The organism is Massilia antarctica (assembly GCF_015689335.1).
Taxonomy (GTDB): domain Bacteria; phylum Pseudomonadota; class Gammaproteobacteria; order Burkholderiales; family Burkholderiaceae_D; genus Telluria_A; species Telluria_A antarctica.
Window position 1 is genome coordinate 7,222,695 of sequence record NZ_CP065053.1, and the last position, 16,941, is coordinate 7,239,635.

The 16,941-nt window shown below is 65.0% G+C and carries 10 protein-coding genes; 5 read left to right on the top strand and 5 right to left on the bottom strand.

What is annotated here, in order from left to right:
- Positions 1–110: 110 nt before the first annotated feature.
- The gene (locus IV454_RS31795) at positions 111–1,544 is read left to right on the top strand and encodes a hypothetical protein (protein ID WP_206089543.1); all 1,434 of its coding nucleotides are present in this window, start codon (positions 111–113) and stop codon (positions 1,542–1,544) included.
- 487 nt (positions 1,545–2,031) lie between these two features.
- Positions 2,032–2,478 (top strand): acyl-CoA thioesterase, encoded by a 447-nt coding sequence (locus tag IV454_RS31800; protein WP_206089544.1) that lies wholly within the window; start codon positions 2,032–2,034, stop codon positions 2,476–2,478.
- 58 nt (positions 2,479–2,536) lie between these two features.
- On the opposite strand, the gene IV454_RS31805 is transcribed toward IV454_RS31800, so the two are convergent.
- The 3 genes from IV454_RS31805 to IV454_RS31815 form a co-directional block, all read right to left on the bottom strand.
- Positions 2,537–3,916, bottom strand: coding sequence for a DUF1501 domain-containing protein (locus IV454_RS31805; protein WP_206089545.1), 1,380 nt, complete (start codon positions 3,914–3,916; stop codon positions 2,537–2,539).
- Positions 3,917–3,944: 28 nt separating this feature from the next.
- Positions 3,945–5,804 carry a DUF1800 domain-containing protein gene (locus IV454_RS31810; RefSeq protein WP_206089546.1) on the bottom strand — a complete coding sequence of 620 codons (1,860 nt, stop codon included), beginning with the start codon at positions 5,802–5,804 and terminating at the stop codon, positions 3,945–3,947.
- A 290-nt stretch (positions 5,805–6,094) separates the two neighbouring features.
- Entirely contained in the window at positions 6,095–9,277 is a 3,183-nt protein-coding gene (locus tag IV454_RS31815; RefSeq protein WP_206089547.1) for an AfsR/SARP family transcriptional regulator, read from the bottom strand.
- A 115-nt stretch (positions 9,278–9,392) separates the two neighbouring features.
- Here IV454_RS31815 and IV454_RS31820 point away from each other — a divergent pair, with 115 nt between their 5' ends.
- The 3 genes from IV454_RS31820 (at position 9,393) to IV454_RS31830 (ending at position 14,243) form a co-directional block, all read left to right on the top strand.
- Complete coding sequence (locus tag IV454_RS31820; RefSeq protein ID WP_206089548.1) at positions 9,393–9,983, top strand: response regulator; 591 nt, start codon at positions 9,393–9,395, stop codon at positions 9,981–9,983.
- A 139-nt stretch (positions 9,984–10,122) separates the two neighbouring features.
- Positions 10,123–11,505, top strand: coding sequence for an IS1380 family transposase (locus IV454_RS31825; protein WP_206087148.1), 1,383 nt, complete (start codon positions 10,123–10,125; stop codon positions 11,503–11,505).
- A 212-nt stretch (positions 11,506–11,717) separates the two neighbouring features.
- Complete coding sequence (locus IV454_RS31830; protein ID WP_206089549.1) at positions 11,718–14,243, top strand: glycoside hydrolase family 9 protein; 2,526 nt, start codon at positions 11,718–11,720, stop codon at positions 14,241–14,243.
- Positions 14,244–14,351: 108 nt separating this feature from the next.
- Here IV454_RS31830 and IV454_RS31835 read toward each other — a convergent pair whose 3' ends face one another.
- Entirely contained in the window at positions 14,352–15,674 is a 1,323-nt protein-coding gene (locus tag IV454_RS31835; RefSeq protein WP_206089550.1) for a homoserine dehydrogenase, read from the bottom strand.
- Between the two features lie 22 nt (positions 15,675–15,696).
- Complete coding sequence (locus tag IV454_RS31840; RefSeq protein ID WP_206089551.1) at positions 15,697–16,926, bottom strand: pyridoxal phosphate-dependent aminotransferase; 1,230 nt, start codon at positions 16,924–16,926, stop codon at positions 15,697–15,699.
- Between the last annotated feature and the right edge of the window lie 15 nt (positions 16,927–16,941).

The following is a 16,941-nucleotide window of genomic DNA, read 5'->3' on the forward strand; positions in this document are numbered from 1 at the left end:
GTTACCAGCTATCGTCGTTCCTGCCATTGGCAGAAACGACAAGGATAGTAGCCGCAATGGCGAGAGTGGGCACGAGTACGTTGTACCTTTACTTTTCAACTGGAGAATCCATGCAATTTCCTCACACACTCGCCTGGGGCGGTCTATGCAGCATGCTGCTGGCCGCACCCGGCTTCGCGTCCACGGTCACCATCGAGCACAATGGCAGCAACCCGTTCCCTCTCGGCGGCAAGGTCTGGTTCGTCGGCAAGCTCGATGGCGTCGGCAAGCCGATGGCCTTTTCGGTCAACGGCATCCCGGGCGGTAACGCCACGGTCGGCACCATCAATTCCCAGAACGGCGAATACCTCGCCCCGCTGGCAACGCCGCCGAACAACGCGGTGACCGTCACGGCCACCTACCGCAGCGATCCATCGGCATCGGCAAGCACCATGCTGACCTTCCGCACCAGCACCACGCCGACACCTACGCCAACGCCAACGCCGACACCTACGCCAACGCCAACGCCGGCCGGCGGCCCATCCATCGCGGGCTGCGACATGTTCCCCGCCAGCGCCGTCTTCAACACCCGCATCGACGACCTGGTGCGCTTCCCCGCCCACGCCAGCAGCAACGCCTGGATCAACAGCGTCGGCAACTCGCGCGCGCTGCACATGGACTTCGGCCGCAACGTCAACCAGGCCGACTATGCGTCCTATTACGGCATTCCATACAACGTGGTCGACGCCAGCACCACCAGCTGGCCGCGCGTCTCCTTCGCCATCACCGATCCCAACTCCGGCAACGGTGACGGCGTGCCGGACGAAAGCGACTGCGCCGCGCCCGACGCCGCCCACACGCTCACGCGCGGCTGCAGCACCTTGCCAACCGCGGGCCAGCGCTTCCCCTACCCGAACGATAACGTGGTCAAGGCCGAATACGGCAACTGTAACGATCCGCAGCAGTGCGGCGACCGTCACGTGCTGGCCGTCGAAAAGAACGCCTGCCGCCTGTGGGAGAGCTACTTCACCTACAAGGTCAACGGCCAGTGGCACGCCTATTCGACCGCCGCGTGGAACCTCAAGTCGAACCAGATGCGCCCGAGAACCTGGACCTCGGCCGACGCCGCCGGCCTGCCGATCCTGCCGCTGCTGATGCGCGCCGATGAAGCGTCCGCCGGCGACGTGCGTCACGCCCTGCGCATCACCTTCGCCGACCGGGTGCTCGACAAGCGCTTCGTGTGGCCGGCCACCCACGCCGCGGGCGGTGCGACCAGCAACGGTATCCCGTTCGGCGCCGTGCTGCGCCTGAAAAGCGACTTCACGATTCCCGCCAACTGGACTACCCAGGCGCGCGCGCTGGCAACGGCCATGAAGCGCTACGGCGTGTACGTGGCCGATATCGGCAGCAACAGCTTCCTGACCGGCGAGCCAAATGCGAGCTGGAATCCGGAGACGATCTCGCAGCTGCAGCGCATTCAAATGGGTTCGTTCGAGTTTGTCGACACGCGCACCATCACCGGCAACCCGAAGTTCAACGTCAACTCCTTCCAGGCGAGCTGGTAAAGGATGCCTCCCCGGCCACGCCGGGGCTTTTCTTCAGCGCGCCGGCGCTCAGGCGGCGCGCAGTTCCCGTATCCCCTCCCCCAAGCGCCGCCGCAGCAAGGTGCGCAAGGTCACGCCGTCGGCGTAGCCATGCATCCCCACGATCCGTTCGACGCTGGTGCTGCTCGCCCTGACCAGTCAGCAGCGTCGATCGGGATGGGCACGCGCTACGGTCGAAGCGCGCAACCAGGCCGGCGAACGAACGGCGCCGGGATGATCGCCAGGTCCGGCGCCGGCGTGCCGAAACCCTGCGTACTGGTCACCTGCACCCGCATGCCCGCCAACGTCACCAAAGGAATTCCTTTATGATCAAGCACGCACTATTGGCCCGTCGAAACTGGCCCCGGCAAGGAAGCCGAAGTCGCGCGATTGCCCGGCGCGTTCGGTGCGTCCGGGACGCAAGCGGCGCGGCCGGCCCTGAAATACTGACTCACACAAGGAGCATCGCATGTACGAAAAAACGCTGGTCGCCGGATGGGGCGACATGGACTTCAATGCCCACATGCGCAACACCGCCTACCTGGACAAATCAGCCGATGTGCGCATGATGTTCTTCGCCGACCATGGCTTTCCCATGGCCGAGTTCATGCGCCTGAAAATCGGCCCGGTGGTGATGAAGGACGAAGTGACCTACTTCCGCGAGTTCCACCTGCTCGACGAAGTCGGCGTGACGATGGCGCTGGCCGGCCTGTCCGACGATGGCAGCCGCATGATCATCCGCAACGAGTTCTTTCGCAAAGGGACCCTGGCGGCGCGGGTCAACTCCACGGTCGGCTGGCTCGACCTCACATCGCGCAAGCTGGTGCGTCCGCCCGACGCGCTGTTGCGGGTGATGCAGGGGCTGTCCCGCTGCGACGATTTCGCCGACCTGCCCGACAGCCGTTCGCAGGGCTGAGCTGAACGAAAAAAACCGCGCGAACATCCGCGCGGCAAAGACAGAGCCAGTCCTGTGATCAGCCCATGAACCCCAGATCGCTGACCGCGAATTTGGCCAACTCGTTCTTGAAGACCTGACTGGCTAGCATCTCCGGATCGGCCCCGAACCACCGGCCCAAGGTCGCGCCCACCTGCTGGTTCGAGAACTGCGGGATCCACACACCCCGTCCGGTCGCGTCATCCGGTCCGCCCAGGGTAAAGTCGGGGAATTTGCCGTACACGCCGCCCTTGACCGCCGCCCCGATCACCAGATGGTGGTTGCCCCACGCATGATCGGTGCCGCCCGAATTGGCCGAGAGCGTGCGCCCGAAGTCCGACATGGTGAACGTCGTCACGTCCTGCTTGTGGCCGATCTCGGCAAGCGCCTGCTGAAACGCGGCCACCGATTGCGACACCTGGCGCAGCACATCCCACTGCTGGTAGGCCTGCCCGCCGTGCGTATCGAAGCCGCCGATCGACACGAAAAACACCTGCCGCCCCGGACCCTGCGCGGCGCGCTGGCGAATCAGCTGCGCCACCGTGTGCAGTTGGGTGGCCAGCGCAAAGCCCGGGAACACCGTATTCAATGGCGTAGCCGCATTCGCCTTGGACAGATCGGTCACCAAGTCCATCCCCTGCAGCAGTGCCTTGTTGGCAGCGTTGGCCATCAGGTTCGGATTCTCGCTCGCCAGAATCTGGCGCAAGGCGTCGCGCCGCGTATCGGCTTCGGTCTGGGGCCAGAAGTTCATGCCGGCCAGGCTCAGTTCCCCGGACTCCGGCAAGCGGTTGCCATGCACGCTGGCGCCTTCGACGAACAGGCCGCCCGCGCCCACCGACACCGCGTCGAGCCGGCCCGTGCTACCGAGGACATCGAGCAAGCGCCCGCCCCAGCCCGTGCCGGCGCCGGCCGGGGTGCCGGCCTGGTTCTGCAAGGTTTGGTCGGGATGCGAAAACAGTTGCGACGGAATCGCTGTGCCGGCCACGTACTGCGCCTTGGTCAGCGGCTGGCGCAAACTGCCGACGTTGAGCACAGCCGCTACTTCGCCCTGGCCGAACAGCGCGTCGATTTCCGGCATGCCATAGTGAAAGCCGAACGATTGCGACAGTGCATCGGGCACGGCCCGCAGGGTGGCCGTGCGCGGCGCCAGCAAGGTCTTGGCCGAGGTCGACAAGGCCAGCCCGGCCGCGCTGCGCGCAGCGGAATACTTGGCGTAGTGGGCCGGATCGAGCGGCACGATCATATTATTGCCGTCGTTGCCGCCGAACATGTACAGGCACACGAGCGCCTTGTAATCTGTAACGGCGGCCCGGGCCGGCGCGGCCGCGCCCAGCAAACCCATGCCCGACAGGGTGCCCAGCAGGCTGGCTTGGGCGCTACCGCGCAGGAAGCCCCGGCGCGAGGTCGAAAGTGTATCCATCTTGAATCCTTTGTATGAAGTAGGCCGCTTACAGGTGCACGGCGAAATCGGAAACCGCGCTCAGATACAGCGCCGTGATCGCGCGCTGGCGCGGATCGCTGATAGCCTGGATCGCCAGGCCGAGCTGGGTGCGGGTCGCCGCGCGCATGCGGCCGGACAGCAGGTTCGCGTCCACCAGATTGATCAGCTTGGCCGGATCGCCCGCCACGTTCACGTACGGCGTGATATCGATCTTCACCATGCTGTTCAGGTTGCCGGCGATCAGGTCGTAGGTCAGGTTGGCGCGCAGCACCGCCAGGCTCGGCGCATAGATCTGGAATTCCGGCCCGTACAGAGCCGGCGAACCCGGCAGGCGAGTCATCGGCGAGTAGAAATTGAACACGCTTGGCGACTTGAGCAGTTCCTGGGCGACGCCGTGGTAACTCCAGAACAGATTGGTCGGGTCCAGCACCTGCCCGTTAAGCGCGCGCACCAGGCCGAGCGTGTGCATGATCGGATCCTTGAGCTGGCCCTGAGCGGCGCCGGGGTTGGCCGGATTCGCTTCGGCATCGGTCAGCACGGCGCGCAGGGTGGCGGCCAGGTCGCCGCGGCCGGCAGGGCCTTGGGCAAACACATCGGCCACGCGTTTGACGTAGGCCGGGCTCGGGTTGCTCGTCACGAAGGCGCGGATCAGGCGCGTGGCGATGAACGGCGGCAAGTTCGGGTGCTGGAACAGGTTCTGCATCACCGCGTCGTAATCCTGCACCGTGTTTTGCCCGGCCGTCAGATGCGTACCGTTGAGCAAAGTCTTGGCGCCCTTGTCGTGATAGGCGTCGCGCGGCTGCAAGGGCCCGGTGAAGTTTTCCCAATTGATGCCGGTAGCGCTGGTGCCGGCGTAGGTCCAGCCGCTCAGCGCGCGTGAGAATTCGCCGATGTCGGCCTGGGTGTAGGCCGGGATGGTATCGCCATTGCGGTCGAGCTGGGGGCTGCCATCCTGGTTCAGCATGGTGGTGCCGATGGTAAACAGCTGCATCACTTCGCGCGCATAGTTCTCGTTGGGCGACGGCATCACGCTATTGCCCAGGTCCAGATACTTGCCCATGGCCGGGTTCAGGGTCATCTCGCGCAACAGGTCGTTGAAGTTGCCGAAGGCATGCTTCTGCAAGGTCATCAGCCAGGGTTGCATTTCGTTCGGGTAGGGATTCTTGTCGGCCGACACGACGAAAATTTGCGACAGCGCGAAGATCATGCGCTGGCGCAGCTGGTCCTTGCCGGTGGCCATGTTGCGGTACCAGTTGCTGGCCAATTGCTTGAGGCTGGTGGCGACCGGCATCGGGCTGGCCGGGGTGGCAAACTGCTGGGTCAGCCAAGCGTTTGGGCCGAGGGTTTGCAGCTGGGTGACCTCGGCCGGGCTGGCGCCGAAGCTTGCCTGCTCCAGGAAGCGTACGGCGCTGACTTTGGCAGCGTCCGGTACCGGCGGCGGGGTTGGGGTCGGCGTTGGGGTCGGGGTCGGCGTCGGCGTCGGGGTTGGAGTGGGTGTCGGGGTCGGGGTTGGCGTCGGGGTTGCCAGTGCGCTTCGCAGGGTCAGCACGACCGATCCGGACACGGGCGATGGTCCATAGGTTTTTGCCGAAATAGTGACCGCATTATTAGCCGGCCTCACCATTGGGGCGACATATTTGCCGTTTTGCGAATTGACCGTGCCCACGGCGGCATTACCGCCCGGGACGCCATTGACGGAAAATTCCATGCTGCGTCCCACGCCGTCGAGCTTGCCGAGCAGCCATACCGTGCTACCCAGCGCAAATGGCGCCTTGCCGCTGTATTCGACCGTTACCGTTGCCGCAAACGCCGGCGCGGCCACCATCAGGCACACGGGCGCCCACATCCACACTCTGCTACCTTGCATTTCAACCTCCCTGTTGTGTTGTCGCGTCCGCGCCATTGTCGAAGCGACAAAGACAGGCCGGACCAGCGAACATCATCAGGGAAAACGCATTACAGATAGATTACAGAAGCTCAATTTACTGCATTTTTGACAATAATCACACAACAACGCTTTTTAACCGGGGTCTGACCTCTGATTAGAAACGTTTCGAATCAGAACTCACACCACAGTGAAAAAACATCGACTAGAGGAAAGATTTCTAATCAGAGGTCAGACCCCGGTTAAGAAAGTCCGACTACTGAAAGTTATCCTTACCGGAGGCCGAGGGCGACGGCCAGCTTTTCGGTGTCGTACGAGGGCGACACGCCGAGCACGATCGACAAGGTGTCGCGGCAGCGCCGGTAGGCGCCGAACGCGGCCGCCGCGCCGTCCTGGGCGTGGGCGCAGCGCATCCAGCCGCGGTAGTTGGCTTCCGACAGCGGCTCGGCCGCCAGCGCGCGCTGGTACAGGCTCAGGGCGCAGCCCCATTCCTGCATCGCTTCGAGCAAACGCCCAAGCTGGCCGACCGCGCCGAGGAACAGGTTGCGCGCGCGCTCGCGCACCGGCAGGATCCACGTCTCTTCCGCACCGTCGCAAAACGGGCCGCGGTACAGATCGAGCAGCGCCGCGCTGCAGCGCCCTACTTCCTGCACCGGAGCGTGCGCCGGTAGGCCGTCGATCGCCGCACACAGGTCGGCCAGCGCGCTCACGTCGGTCCAGACGCGCGCTTCGGCCAGGTGCGTCCTGCCGCCCGACACGATTACCGCTTCGTCGCTGAGCAGCAGCTTGCGCAGGCGGTGCACCGTCACGTTCAGTGCCGACTTGGCCACGTCGGTGCTGCCCCACAGCTGCGCGACCAGCGCCGCCTGGGCCTTGCCGCCCTCGCCCGCCGCCACCAGGCTTCTGAGCAGGGCCAGTGGACGCTGCTGCGCTTTGCCGGTGGCGACCACCGCGGCCCCGTGCAAGGTCAGCTCGAATTTGCCGAGCGTGCGTACCGCGACCGGCCATGGCCAGCCCTGCGCGCAGCGGTTCGGCGCGGCGAGCCGCTGGCGCATGACGATGGCGCCGACATGGGCCGCGTCGATGCCGTTTTCCAGCGCCAGCGCGGCCACCCGCGCAGCCAGCGCCGGCACCGTCGCGAACAGGGCGTTGGCCTGGCGCCGCCGGTGGCTCGCCATCGCAGCGTCCATCAGGACTGCCGCGCGCGCGCCGTCGCCGTCGCCAGCGGCCGCGCAGGCGTCGATGAAGTCGCGCTCCTCGCCCAGCAGCACCGCCTGCACGCCGTAGCCGGCATCGACCGCCCGCTCATAGCATGCGAGCGCCTCGCCGTAGGCGCCGGCCCATGCGTGGCAGGCGCCGAGAAAGGCGTCGAACCTGGCCCTTTCGCGCGCCGGTACGCCGGCGTCGAGCGCCAGGCGCAAGGTCTCGCGCGCGGCATGCAGCGCGCCGGCCATGTCGCCGGCCAGCGCCAGGCACTGGGCGTCGAGGGTATTGAAGTCGATCGATTGCAAGGTGCGCGACACGGGCAGCGCCGCGCGCATCTGGTCGAGCAGGCTGCGCGCCGCGTCCACCGCGCCGCTGCCGAGCAGGTGATGCACTTCGAGCGACTGGAACAGCATGGGATCGAGGCCGGCGTCGATGACGATGCCGCGCGCCGCGCCCGTCATGCGCTGCGCCAGTCCCAGGTCGCCCTCCTGGTTGTACCAGCGCGCCACGCGGCTGTACCAGCGCACCCGGTGCGCGGGGCCGACGGCGGCATCGTCGGCGCACGCGCCAAGCTGCGCCACCAGCGCATTGGCGCGGCCGGCGTTGTCCATCCAGTCGAAGTAGCGCAGCAGGCAGGCGCCCGCTTCCAGCCGTGCGAGCGGATCGTCGACCTGGTCGAGCGCCAGCCGCGCGCGCTGCACGCAAGCGGCCAGCAGAGGCGATTGCGGCGCCAGGTACAGCAGCGCGCTAGCCATGCGCGAATGCAGGCGCAGGTCGAGCGCGGGATCGAGCGTTGCCAGGTCGAGCGTGTGCACGCCCTCGGTCAACACCGCCAGCCAGCGCGGCAAGGCGCTGAAGTCGGCCCATTCGGCGTCGTAGGTGTCGATGATGGCGGTGACCGCATGCAGGCGCGCCGCCAGGTCGCCGGCCTGGTCGAAAGCGCGTTCGGCGCGGATCAGGATGCGCCGCGCGTGAAGCGGCTGCGCGTCGGCCAGCGAGACGCCGTGCCAGTAGCCGAGCCAGGGCTGCGCGTCGGCCATGTCCGCCGGCAGGCAGCTCATCCAGAGGCGCCACGACTGGCCACGGCCGCCAGCCATCATGCCCGCCGCGCGGCGCAGCAGAAAGCCTGCCAGCCCCTGATGCGACTGCGCGTCGATGTACAGGCCTGCCGCTTCGTCGAGGCGCCCGTGCGCATCGGCGATGGCGGCGGCCTGCCCGGTCAGCGCCAGGCGCTGCGCAGGATCGAGCAGTTCGCACGCCTGCTGGCGCAGGAACGCGCCGAACAGGCCGTGGAAGGCGTAGCTGTCGCCGCGCTTCTCGACGAACAGGCGGCGCCGGTACAGGCGTTCGAGCAGCAGCGGCGCGCCAGGGTCGCCCGTAAGCGCGTGCGCATCGGCGCCGGACATGGCGGGCAGGCAGGCCAGCATCAGCAACAGGTGCTGCGCTTGCGCTGGCAGACGCCCGACGATCTCGCCGGCGAAATAGCGAAACAGCGCTTCGCGTCCCTCGGCCAGGCCGGTGCGCGGCTGTCCACGCACGGTGCGCAGCAGCGCCACCCCCGCCGCCCAGCCATCGACCAGCTCTAACCACTGCGCCACTTCCGGCTCGGGGGCATCGCCCGCCTGCGCCAGCGCGCGCGTTTCCGACGGGTCCAGGCGCAGCGCATCCCAACCGATCGTGCCCAGGCGCCCGTCCAGTTCCATGCGCGCCAGGCATGGCGGCGGCGCTTCGCGGCTGACGGCCAGCAGGGTCACGCCGTCCGGCACTTCCGCGCATGCCGCGTCGAGCAGGTAGCCGGCGTTATCCCAGTCGACGTCGTGCACGTTATCAAGCACCACCAGCGCGCCTGGCGGCAGATGGGCATAAAACTGGCGGAAGAACAGGCGTGCATGCTGGGCCGCGTCGCCGGACACCTGCGGCGCGTGCCAGGGCAAGGCACCGTCGAGGGTGCGCAAGGCGTCGGCCAGGAAGAACAGCAAGGTGGCAGGATCGGCGTCACTCTGGTCGAGCTGGCACCACAGTACCGGCGCCTCGCACTGGCGCGCATAGCTGGCGGCCAGGGTGGTTTTGCCGGCGCCGGGCGGAGACGACATCCACAGCACCGCATGGCGGCCGCGCAGGCGGTCGATCTGCGCGAACAGGCGGGTGCGCTGGAGCGGCTCGAACAGGCGGGGAAGCGTCAGCTTGGCGTAGGCCGGGACAACGTGCGGCCGTGGGTGAGTGCGTGTTCTGATTGCGCGTGTAGCCATGGTCTCTCTGTCGTTCGGGGCCCGAAGGCGTATACAATACACGAGCTCACAGCGCCACCGCCGTCGTTTTCCTTACCGCCCGGGGGCCGGAGCGGATCTTCATTCTCTCAAAACCATGGCAATTTTCAAAACAGAAAACCTGGCCCTGCTCGATCGGCAGCACGCTTTGTCGGACCCGCGCCACACCGTCATGCTGGTCGATGACATGGACGCCAACGTTTCCGTCATGGCGGCGATCCTGCGCCCGCACTTTCATCTGCTCGAAGCGCGCGACGGCCAGGAAGCCTTGCGCCTGATCTCCGCCCTTCCGCCGTCGCAGGAGCTGGCGTGCATCGTGAGCGACCACCGCATGCCGCGCATGAGCGGCGTGCAGCTGTTCGAGCGCACCTCGCTCATGCTGCCCGATACCTTGCGCATCCTGGTGACGGCCTACCTCGACCTCGATGCCATCGTCGATGCGGTCAACGCCGGCCAAATCTATCGCTTCATCGCCAAGCCATTCGATGCCAACGATTTTCTGCTGGCGGTGCAGTGCGCGGTGGCCGCTTTCGAGCATCGCCGCCTGCTGGACGCTTATCACCGGGCGCTGGAAGAGACGGTGCCGGTTCTGCCGGCGGCGGCAACGGCGCTGCGCGAACAGACCCTCGCGGCCCGTGCCAGCCTGGCCGCGCTGGAAGCAAAGGCGCGGGCCACGCTGCCCACATGACATATCGGTAATCGATCGGTAATTCTCAGCGGCCTAGCCTGAATTTTGCATAAAAAAGGGCAAGAATGCCGTAAGTGATTGATAGAATGGGAGTTATCTAGAAACCTACCCTGTCAACAAAAACGCCACCTTGCCCGACATGAATTCTACCCCAGAGCAGCTCCGTTTTGCATCCATTCCCGCGCACAGCGTCCGCGCCGATTTCGCCGGTGGGGGTTTGTCGTCCGATCTCGGTCCAGTTTTGCTGCGCGGAGTCGACCTCCAGATTGGCTTGACCAAGCGCCTCGCTGCGGCCTTGCCTGACCGCCGTCATCAGAGTTACGTCAGCCATTCGTATCACGATCTTCTGACACAGCGCATCTACCAGATCGGCTGCGGTTACGAAGACGGCAATGACGCGAACAGCCTGCGCCACGACCCGATGTTCAAACTTGGCGCGGCCCGTTTGCCGTTCGACGACGAGGCCGCGCTGGCGTCCGGGGCGACGATCTCGCGCTTCGAACATGCGGCCAGTCGCCAGGACATCTACCGCGTCAGCGAAGCGCTCGTGGAACAGTTCATCGCCAGCTTTTCCAGCCCGCCAAAGAGCTTGATTCTCGACCTGGATCACTCCGAGGATGCGTGCTACGGCCAGCAGCCGCTGGCGTTCTACAACCACCACTATGGTTCGACCTGCTACTTGCCGCTGATGATTTTCGACGGCCAGTCGGGCGGCTTGATCGCGGCGGTGCTGCGGCCCGGAAGGCGACCATTTGGCGAAGAGAACGCGATGATCATGCGGCGCGTTCTGACGCGGATTCGTCAGCACTTCCCCGCTACTCATATTCTCGTACGTGGCGACGGACATTTTAGCGGGCCTGAATTAATGAGCCTGATCGACAGCATGTCGAACGTGGACTTCATTTTTGGTTTCGCCTGCAACCCCAAGCTCCTTGCGATGGCCGAGCCGACCAGACTTCGCGCCATTGACCGGTGGGTGGCTGCACAATCGCAGGACGTGGTGCCCAATGCGGTGCGTCTGTTCGACGAATTTGCTTACCAGGCGCGTTCTTGGCCGAGAGCCTGGCGCGTGTTGCTCAAGGCCGAGGTCATGGCCCTTGGCGAGAACACGCGCTTCATCGTCACCTCGCTGCCAGGACTCGATGCCGGCATGTTGTACGAGGATATCTATTGCGCGCGCGGTCAGGCCGAAAACTATATCAAGCATCTCAAGGATGACCTCGCCGCCGACCGTACCTCCTGCACCAGCTTTCTCGCCAATTGCATGCGCCTGTTGCTGCACGCGGCGGCCTACATCCTGCACCAGCAACTGCGCACCGAAGGGCTGCGGCATACCGCGCTGTCGCAGGCGCAGCCATCAACGGTCATTTCCAAACTGTTCAAAATCGCCGTGCAGGTCAGGCAGTGCAAGAACAAGATCGTTCTACATTTACCAAGTGCCTGTCCAGTCAGAGATCTGCTGCAGACGTTGACCGAAAGACTGTATTTGGCAACGCCCGCCAAGTCCTTGAACTCGTCCTGAGTAAGACACGTCCGGTCTGCCGAGAATTGACCACTCCGTCGCCAACATCAACCTCATACCGCTGCATTTGATATGCCGATTGATCGGGTAGGCGGGCTATTGCCCGCGACATCGTGATCGTCACCGAGAAGCTCATGGATCGCCGAACCGGCACTGCGGCAGCAGTTTATGAAACATTCAGGCTAGAATGCGCCGACAACAAAAGGAGACCGATGAATACCATTACCATATCAATCGCGGCCGGCATTGGCGCGTCTGTCCTTGGTGCGTCCTTCGCACACGCCGCAAACGCCATCGTCGGCGTGCACGCGGCCGCGCCGCAGGTGATCGTGGTCGAACTGCAGACCGACACCACCAATGAAGCCGGCGGCACCGCCACCAGTCCCGATGTGCTCGACCTGGCCCTGTCCAAATGGACGGTCAACGGCCAGGCGGCGCTGGGAATGAGCCGCATGTCGACGCCGTACGAGGAGCAAAAGGCGCTGGCCGCGACCAGTCCCAACCTGTTCCCGGTGACGGTGCGCCACAAGATTTATCTGCGGCTCGACAAGCCACTCGCCCAGGGCCAGCCATACACCATCGCCACGCCGTACGGCGCGACGCGCCTGGCCTTCGACAACCGCGCCACCTACTGCGAATCGATCAAGGTCAACCAGACCGGCTACAGCAAGCTGGCCAGCTCGCGCTTCGCCAATTTTGGCGCCTACCTGGGCGACGCCGGCTCGCTCAAGCTGCCGGCCGGATCGCGCTACGAAGTGATCGACGAACGAAGCGGCCGCGCGGTGCTCGGCGGCGAGCCCCGATACGTCAAGGACGATACCGCCACCGCCAGCGCCAGCTCCGGCGAGCATGTGTATCGCCTGCGGCTCGACCAGCTGGCCGAGGGCGGGCCCTACTTCGTATCGGTGCCCGGTTGCGGGCGTTCGCGCTCGTTCGCCGTGGGCGATAGCGCCAGTCGCAAGATCGCTTACGTCTCGGCGCGCGGCCTGTATCACCAGCGCTGCGGCATGGCCCTCACGCAGCCGTACACGCGCTTCACGCGCGCGATCTGCCACGCCACCGTGGCCGATACGCGCACGCCGTGGGTGTCGACGCCATCGATTTCGGTGCCGGACAACGCGGTAATGCAGCCTTTGACCGGCGGCCATCACGATGCCGGCGACTTCGACCGGCGGCCGATGCACACCATCATTCCCATCCTGATGCTGTCCTACTTCGACGCTTTCCCCACGCACTTCGTCGACCGCCAATACAATATTCCGGAGTCCGGCAACGGCATTCCCGATTTCGTCGACGAAGCCCTGTGGGCGGTGCTGTCGTGGGAAAACCTGCAGGTGATGAACACGCACGATCCGCAGTTCGGCGGCGTGCGCGCCGGCACCGAGATGAACCGCCATCCTGCCTACGGCGTACACAGCGCGGCCAGCGATACGGGGCGCTACGGTACCTGGGCCGTGAGCGAAGAAGTCACGGCGCTGTCGGCCGGTATCTTCGCCCACGCGGCGCGCGTGATCCGCCCGCACGACGCCGTACGCGCCAACGCCCTGCTGCAACGCGCCAGGCTGGCCTGGAGGTACCTGGAAAAGACCGCCACGCCGGATGCGGCCAAGGCGCGCTTCATGTATCCGGCGCTGCAGCTGTACCTGGCCACCGGCGAGGCACGCTATCACATGCTGTTCAAGAATGCCGCGCAGGCCATCGTCGTCGGGAACGGCACGTGGCCCGAGCAGTACTTGCCCGGCAACGCCAGCGCCGCCGTGCAAAGCGCGCATTTCGTCAGCTACCTGACGGCACATGGCCGCGCGGTCGATCCGGCGCTGGCGCAGGCACTCAGGGACCGCATCGTCTACTTCGCCGATCGCGGCGGCTATGTCGGGCCGTCGCCGGAAAGCCAGGCCTACCCTCAGGGCGCAACCAGGTTCCTGGCGTGGGGCGCGAGCACGACGCAGGGAAAATATGCCGACGTGTATGCGTTCGCGTCGCTGTTCGCGGCCAACGACACCAAGAAGCAGGCCTACATCAATGCGGTCAGCCAGTATGCCGACTTTTCGCTGGGGCTCAATCCCCTGGGACGCTCGTTCGTGACCGGGCTGGGAACGGATACGCCGCAAAGTCCGGCGCATCTCGATTCGTACTTCACCAAATACGGCGTGAGCGATGGCGCCGGCGCCGACCCGCACGTCAAGGCGATTGGCAATGTGCCGGGGATCGTGGTGTACGGGCCGACCGAGGGGCGCAGCGGCGCCGCCTATCAGACAGCCGTGAGCAACAAGCTGTATCCGTCGTGGGACCGGCTGCCCGGCCTGCGGCGCTGGGGCGACGGCTGGTCACTCATTAACAGCAATGAGTTCAGTACCTGGGAGACGACGGTGTGGAACGCGGCGATGCATGGCTTCCTGTACAACGCCAGCGAGGACCCGCAAGCGACCAGCATTGAACCCGAATGCGATGGCGCGACGTGTGCGGACACAAAACCGAATGCCTGCGTGATCGAGCCGGCGACCGGCGCGCTTGTGTTGAGCGGCCTGGCGAACAATATCGTGTGCGTGCAGCGTACCGATAACTGGGCGCAGCAGCGTGTGGTGAACGGGAAGGCGCGGTTTGCCGCGCCGCGGGCTGCGTCCGGAACGCGCGTGTATGGGTTCAGTGGAGTTAACAGCTATGGCGCTTGCACCACCAAAGTGGCGCAGTTGACCTGCGAGATGCCGTGGGGATCGGCGCAAACCGTGAAACTGTAAAACCGTGAAACCGTCGCCCCCGCGCCAAGGCGGCGCTCGGCGGGGGCCCAAGTTCGCTGCGAATCGACCAACCTGGCCCCCGATCAGGGCCGCCAAGCCGAAAGGGGGTCAGCTCAGGTTTTCAAGCCGGATCTTGACAACCTTGCCGACGACCGTCTCGAGCTCCTCGATCTTGCTGATCGCCGCATCGATATTCTTTTCCTGCGTCTGGTGCGTCAGCATGATGATGTCGGTACGCGTCTCGCCTTCGCCCGGTTCCTTCTGCAGCACCGCGTCGATCGAGATCTTGGCGTCCGCCAGGATGCGCGTCAGGTCGGCCATCACGCCCAGTTGATCCTTCACGTACACCCGCAGGTAGTAGCTGGTGGTGATCTCGGACATCGGCAGGATCGCCACGTTGGTCATCTGGTTCGGCTGGAAGGCCAGATGCGGCACGCGGTATTCCGGATCGGCCGTCGCCAGGCGGGTGATGTCGACCAGATCGGCAATCACCGACGACGCCGTCGGCTCTGCGCCCGCGCCCTTGCCGTAGTAAAGCGTGGCGCCGACCGCGTCGGCCTGCACCAGCACCGCGTTCATCGCCCCTTCCACGTTGGCGATCAGGCGCTTGGCCGGAATCAGGGTCGGGTGCACGCGCAGCTCGATTCCTTCCACCCCATCGACCATGGCGCGCTTGGTGATGCCCAGCAGCTTGATGCGGTAGCCCAGCTGCTCGGCGTAGCGGATATCGATCGCCTGCAGGCTGCTGATGCCTTCCACGTGCGCCTTGTCGAACTGCACCGGGATGCCGAACGCGATCGACGCGATGATGGTCGCCTTGTGCGCGGCGTCCACGCCTTCGATGTCGAAGGTCGGATCGGCTTCGGCGTAACCGAGTTCCTGCGCCTGTTTCAGCACGGTGGCAAAATCGAGCCCCTTGTCGCGCATCTCGGACAGAATGAAATTGGTGGTGCCGTTGATGATGCCGGCCACCGATTCGATGCGGTTGGCGGTCAGGCCTTCGCGCAGCGCCTTGATGATCGGGATGCCGCCTGCCACCGCCGCTTCGAACGCCACCATCACGCCCTTGGCCTGGGCCGCCGCGAAGATCTCGTTGCCGTGCAGCGCCAGCAGCGCCTTGTTGGCGGTGACCACGTGCTTGCCGTTGTTGATCGCCTTGAGCACCAGGTTCTTGGCGATGTCGTAGCCGCCAATCAGTTCGACCACGATGTCGATGTCGGGATGGTTGACCACCAGTTCGGGGTCGTTCACCACCTCGCAGTCGGTGCCCACGATGCCGCGCGCGCGTTCCACGTTGCGTACCGCGACCATCGCAATCTCGATGCCGCGGCCGGCGCGGCGCCGGATTTCTTCCTGGTTGCGTTTGAGGACGTTAAAGGTGCCGGCACCAACTACGCCGAGGCCGATCAGGCCGATTTTGATGGGTTTCATAGTTCTTTATCTGGAAGAGGTATCAGCCGCGCCCGTGGCGGCGTCGGTAGCCGTCAAGGAAGCGCGCAATGCGGCCGCAAGCGTCGGTCAGGTCGTCGGAATTGGGCAGGAACACGAGACGGAAGTGATCCGGCGCGATCCAGTTGAAGCCCGTTCCCTGGACGATCAGGACTTTTTCTTCGGCCAGCAGGTCGTAGGCAAACTGCTGATCATCCGCGATCGGGTACATCACGGGGTCGAGGCGCGGGAACATGTACAGCGCGGCTTTTGGCTTCACGCAGGTCACGCCCGGAATGTCGGTTAAGAGTTTGTGCGCCATGTCGCGCTGGCGCAGCAGGCGTCCGCCGGGACCTACCAGGTCGTTGATGCTCTGGTAGCCGCCCAGCGCGGTCTGGATCGCGAACTGGCCCGGCGCGTTGGCGCACAGGCGCATCGAGGCCAGCATGTTGAGGCCATCGATGTAATCCCTGGCGTGGCGTTTTTCGCCCGACACCACCATCCAGCCGGCGCGGTAGCCGCAGGAACGGTAGTTTTTCGACAGGCCGTTCAGGGTAATGAACAGCACATCGTCGGCCAGGGACGCGATCGAGTCGTGCTGCTCGCCGTCGTACAAGACCTTGTCGTAGATTTCGTCGGCCAGGATGATCAGCTGGTGCTGGCGCGCCAGTTCGATGATCTCGAGCAGGATTTCGCGCGGATACAGGGCGCCGGTCGGGTTGTTCGGGTTGATCACCACGATCGCCTTGGTATTGCTGGTGATCTTGCGGCGCATGTCGTCGATGTCGGGATACCAGCCGGCCTGCTCGTCGCAGATGTAGTGCACGGGGTTGCCGCCCGACAGGCTCACGGCCGCCGTCCACAGCGGGTAGTCCGGCGCCGGGACCAGCACTTCGTCGCCGTTGTTGAGCAAGCCGTTCATGGCCATGACGATCAGTTCCGACGCGCCATTGCCGAGGTAAATGTCTTCGATGGTCACGCCACTGATGCGCTTGCTCTGCGTGTAGTGCATGACGGCCTTGCGCGGCGCGAACATGCCTTTCGAATCGGTGTAGCCGGCGGCGCCGTGCATATTGAGGATCATGTCTTGCACGATCTCGTCGGGCGGGTCGAAACCGAACACGGCCAGGTTGCCGATGTTGAGTTTGATAATCTTGTGGCCTTCTTCCTCCATCTGCCTGGATTTCTCCAGCGCGGGGCCGCGGATTTCGTAGCAGACGTCGTCGAGCTTGTTCGATTTCAGAATCGGTCGCAAAATAGTTCCCTGTTC

Coding starts and splice junctions, on each gene's coding strand:
- IV454_RS31815 (WP_206089547.1), bottom strand. CDS start 9,277: ATGGCTACACGCGCAATCAGAACACGCACTCACCCACGGCCGCACGTT.
- IV454_RS31805 (WP_206089545.1), bottom strand. CDS start 3,916: ATGGATACACTTTCGACCTCGCGCCGGGGCTTCCTGCGCGGTAGCGCC.
- IV454_RS31830 (WP_206089549.1), top strand. CDS start 11,718: ATGAATACCATTACCATATCAATCGCGGCCGGCATTGGCGCGTCTGTC.
- IV454_RS31825 (WP_206087148.1), top strand. CDS start 10,123: ATGAATTCTACCCCAGAGCAGCTCCGTTTTGCATCCATTCCCGCGCAC.
- IV454_RS31795 (WP_206089543.1), top strand. CDS start 111: ATGCAATTTCCTCACACACTCGCCTGGGGCGGTCTATGCAGCATGCTG.
- IV454_RS31820 (WP_206089548.1), top strand. CDS start 9,393: ATGGCAATTTTCAAAACAGAAAACCTGGCCCTGCTCGATCGGCAGCAC.
- IV454_RS31800 (WP_206089544.1), top strand. CDS start 2,032: ATGTACGAAAAAACGCTGGTCGCCGGATGGGGCGACATGGACTTCAAT.
- IV454_RS31835 (WP_206089550.1), bottom strand. CDS start 15,674: ATGAAACCCATCAAAATCGGCCTGATCGGCCTCGGCGTAGTTGGTGCC.
- IV454_RS31810 (WP_206089546.1), bottom strand. CDS start 5,804: ATGCAAGGTAGCAGAGTGTGGATGTGGGCGCCCGTGTGCCTGATGGTG.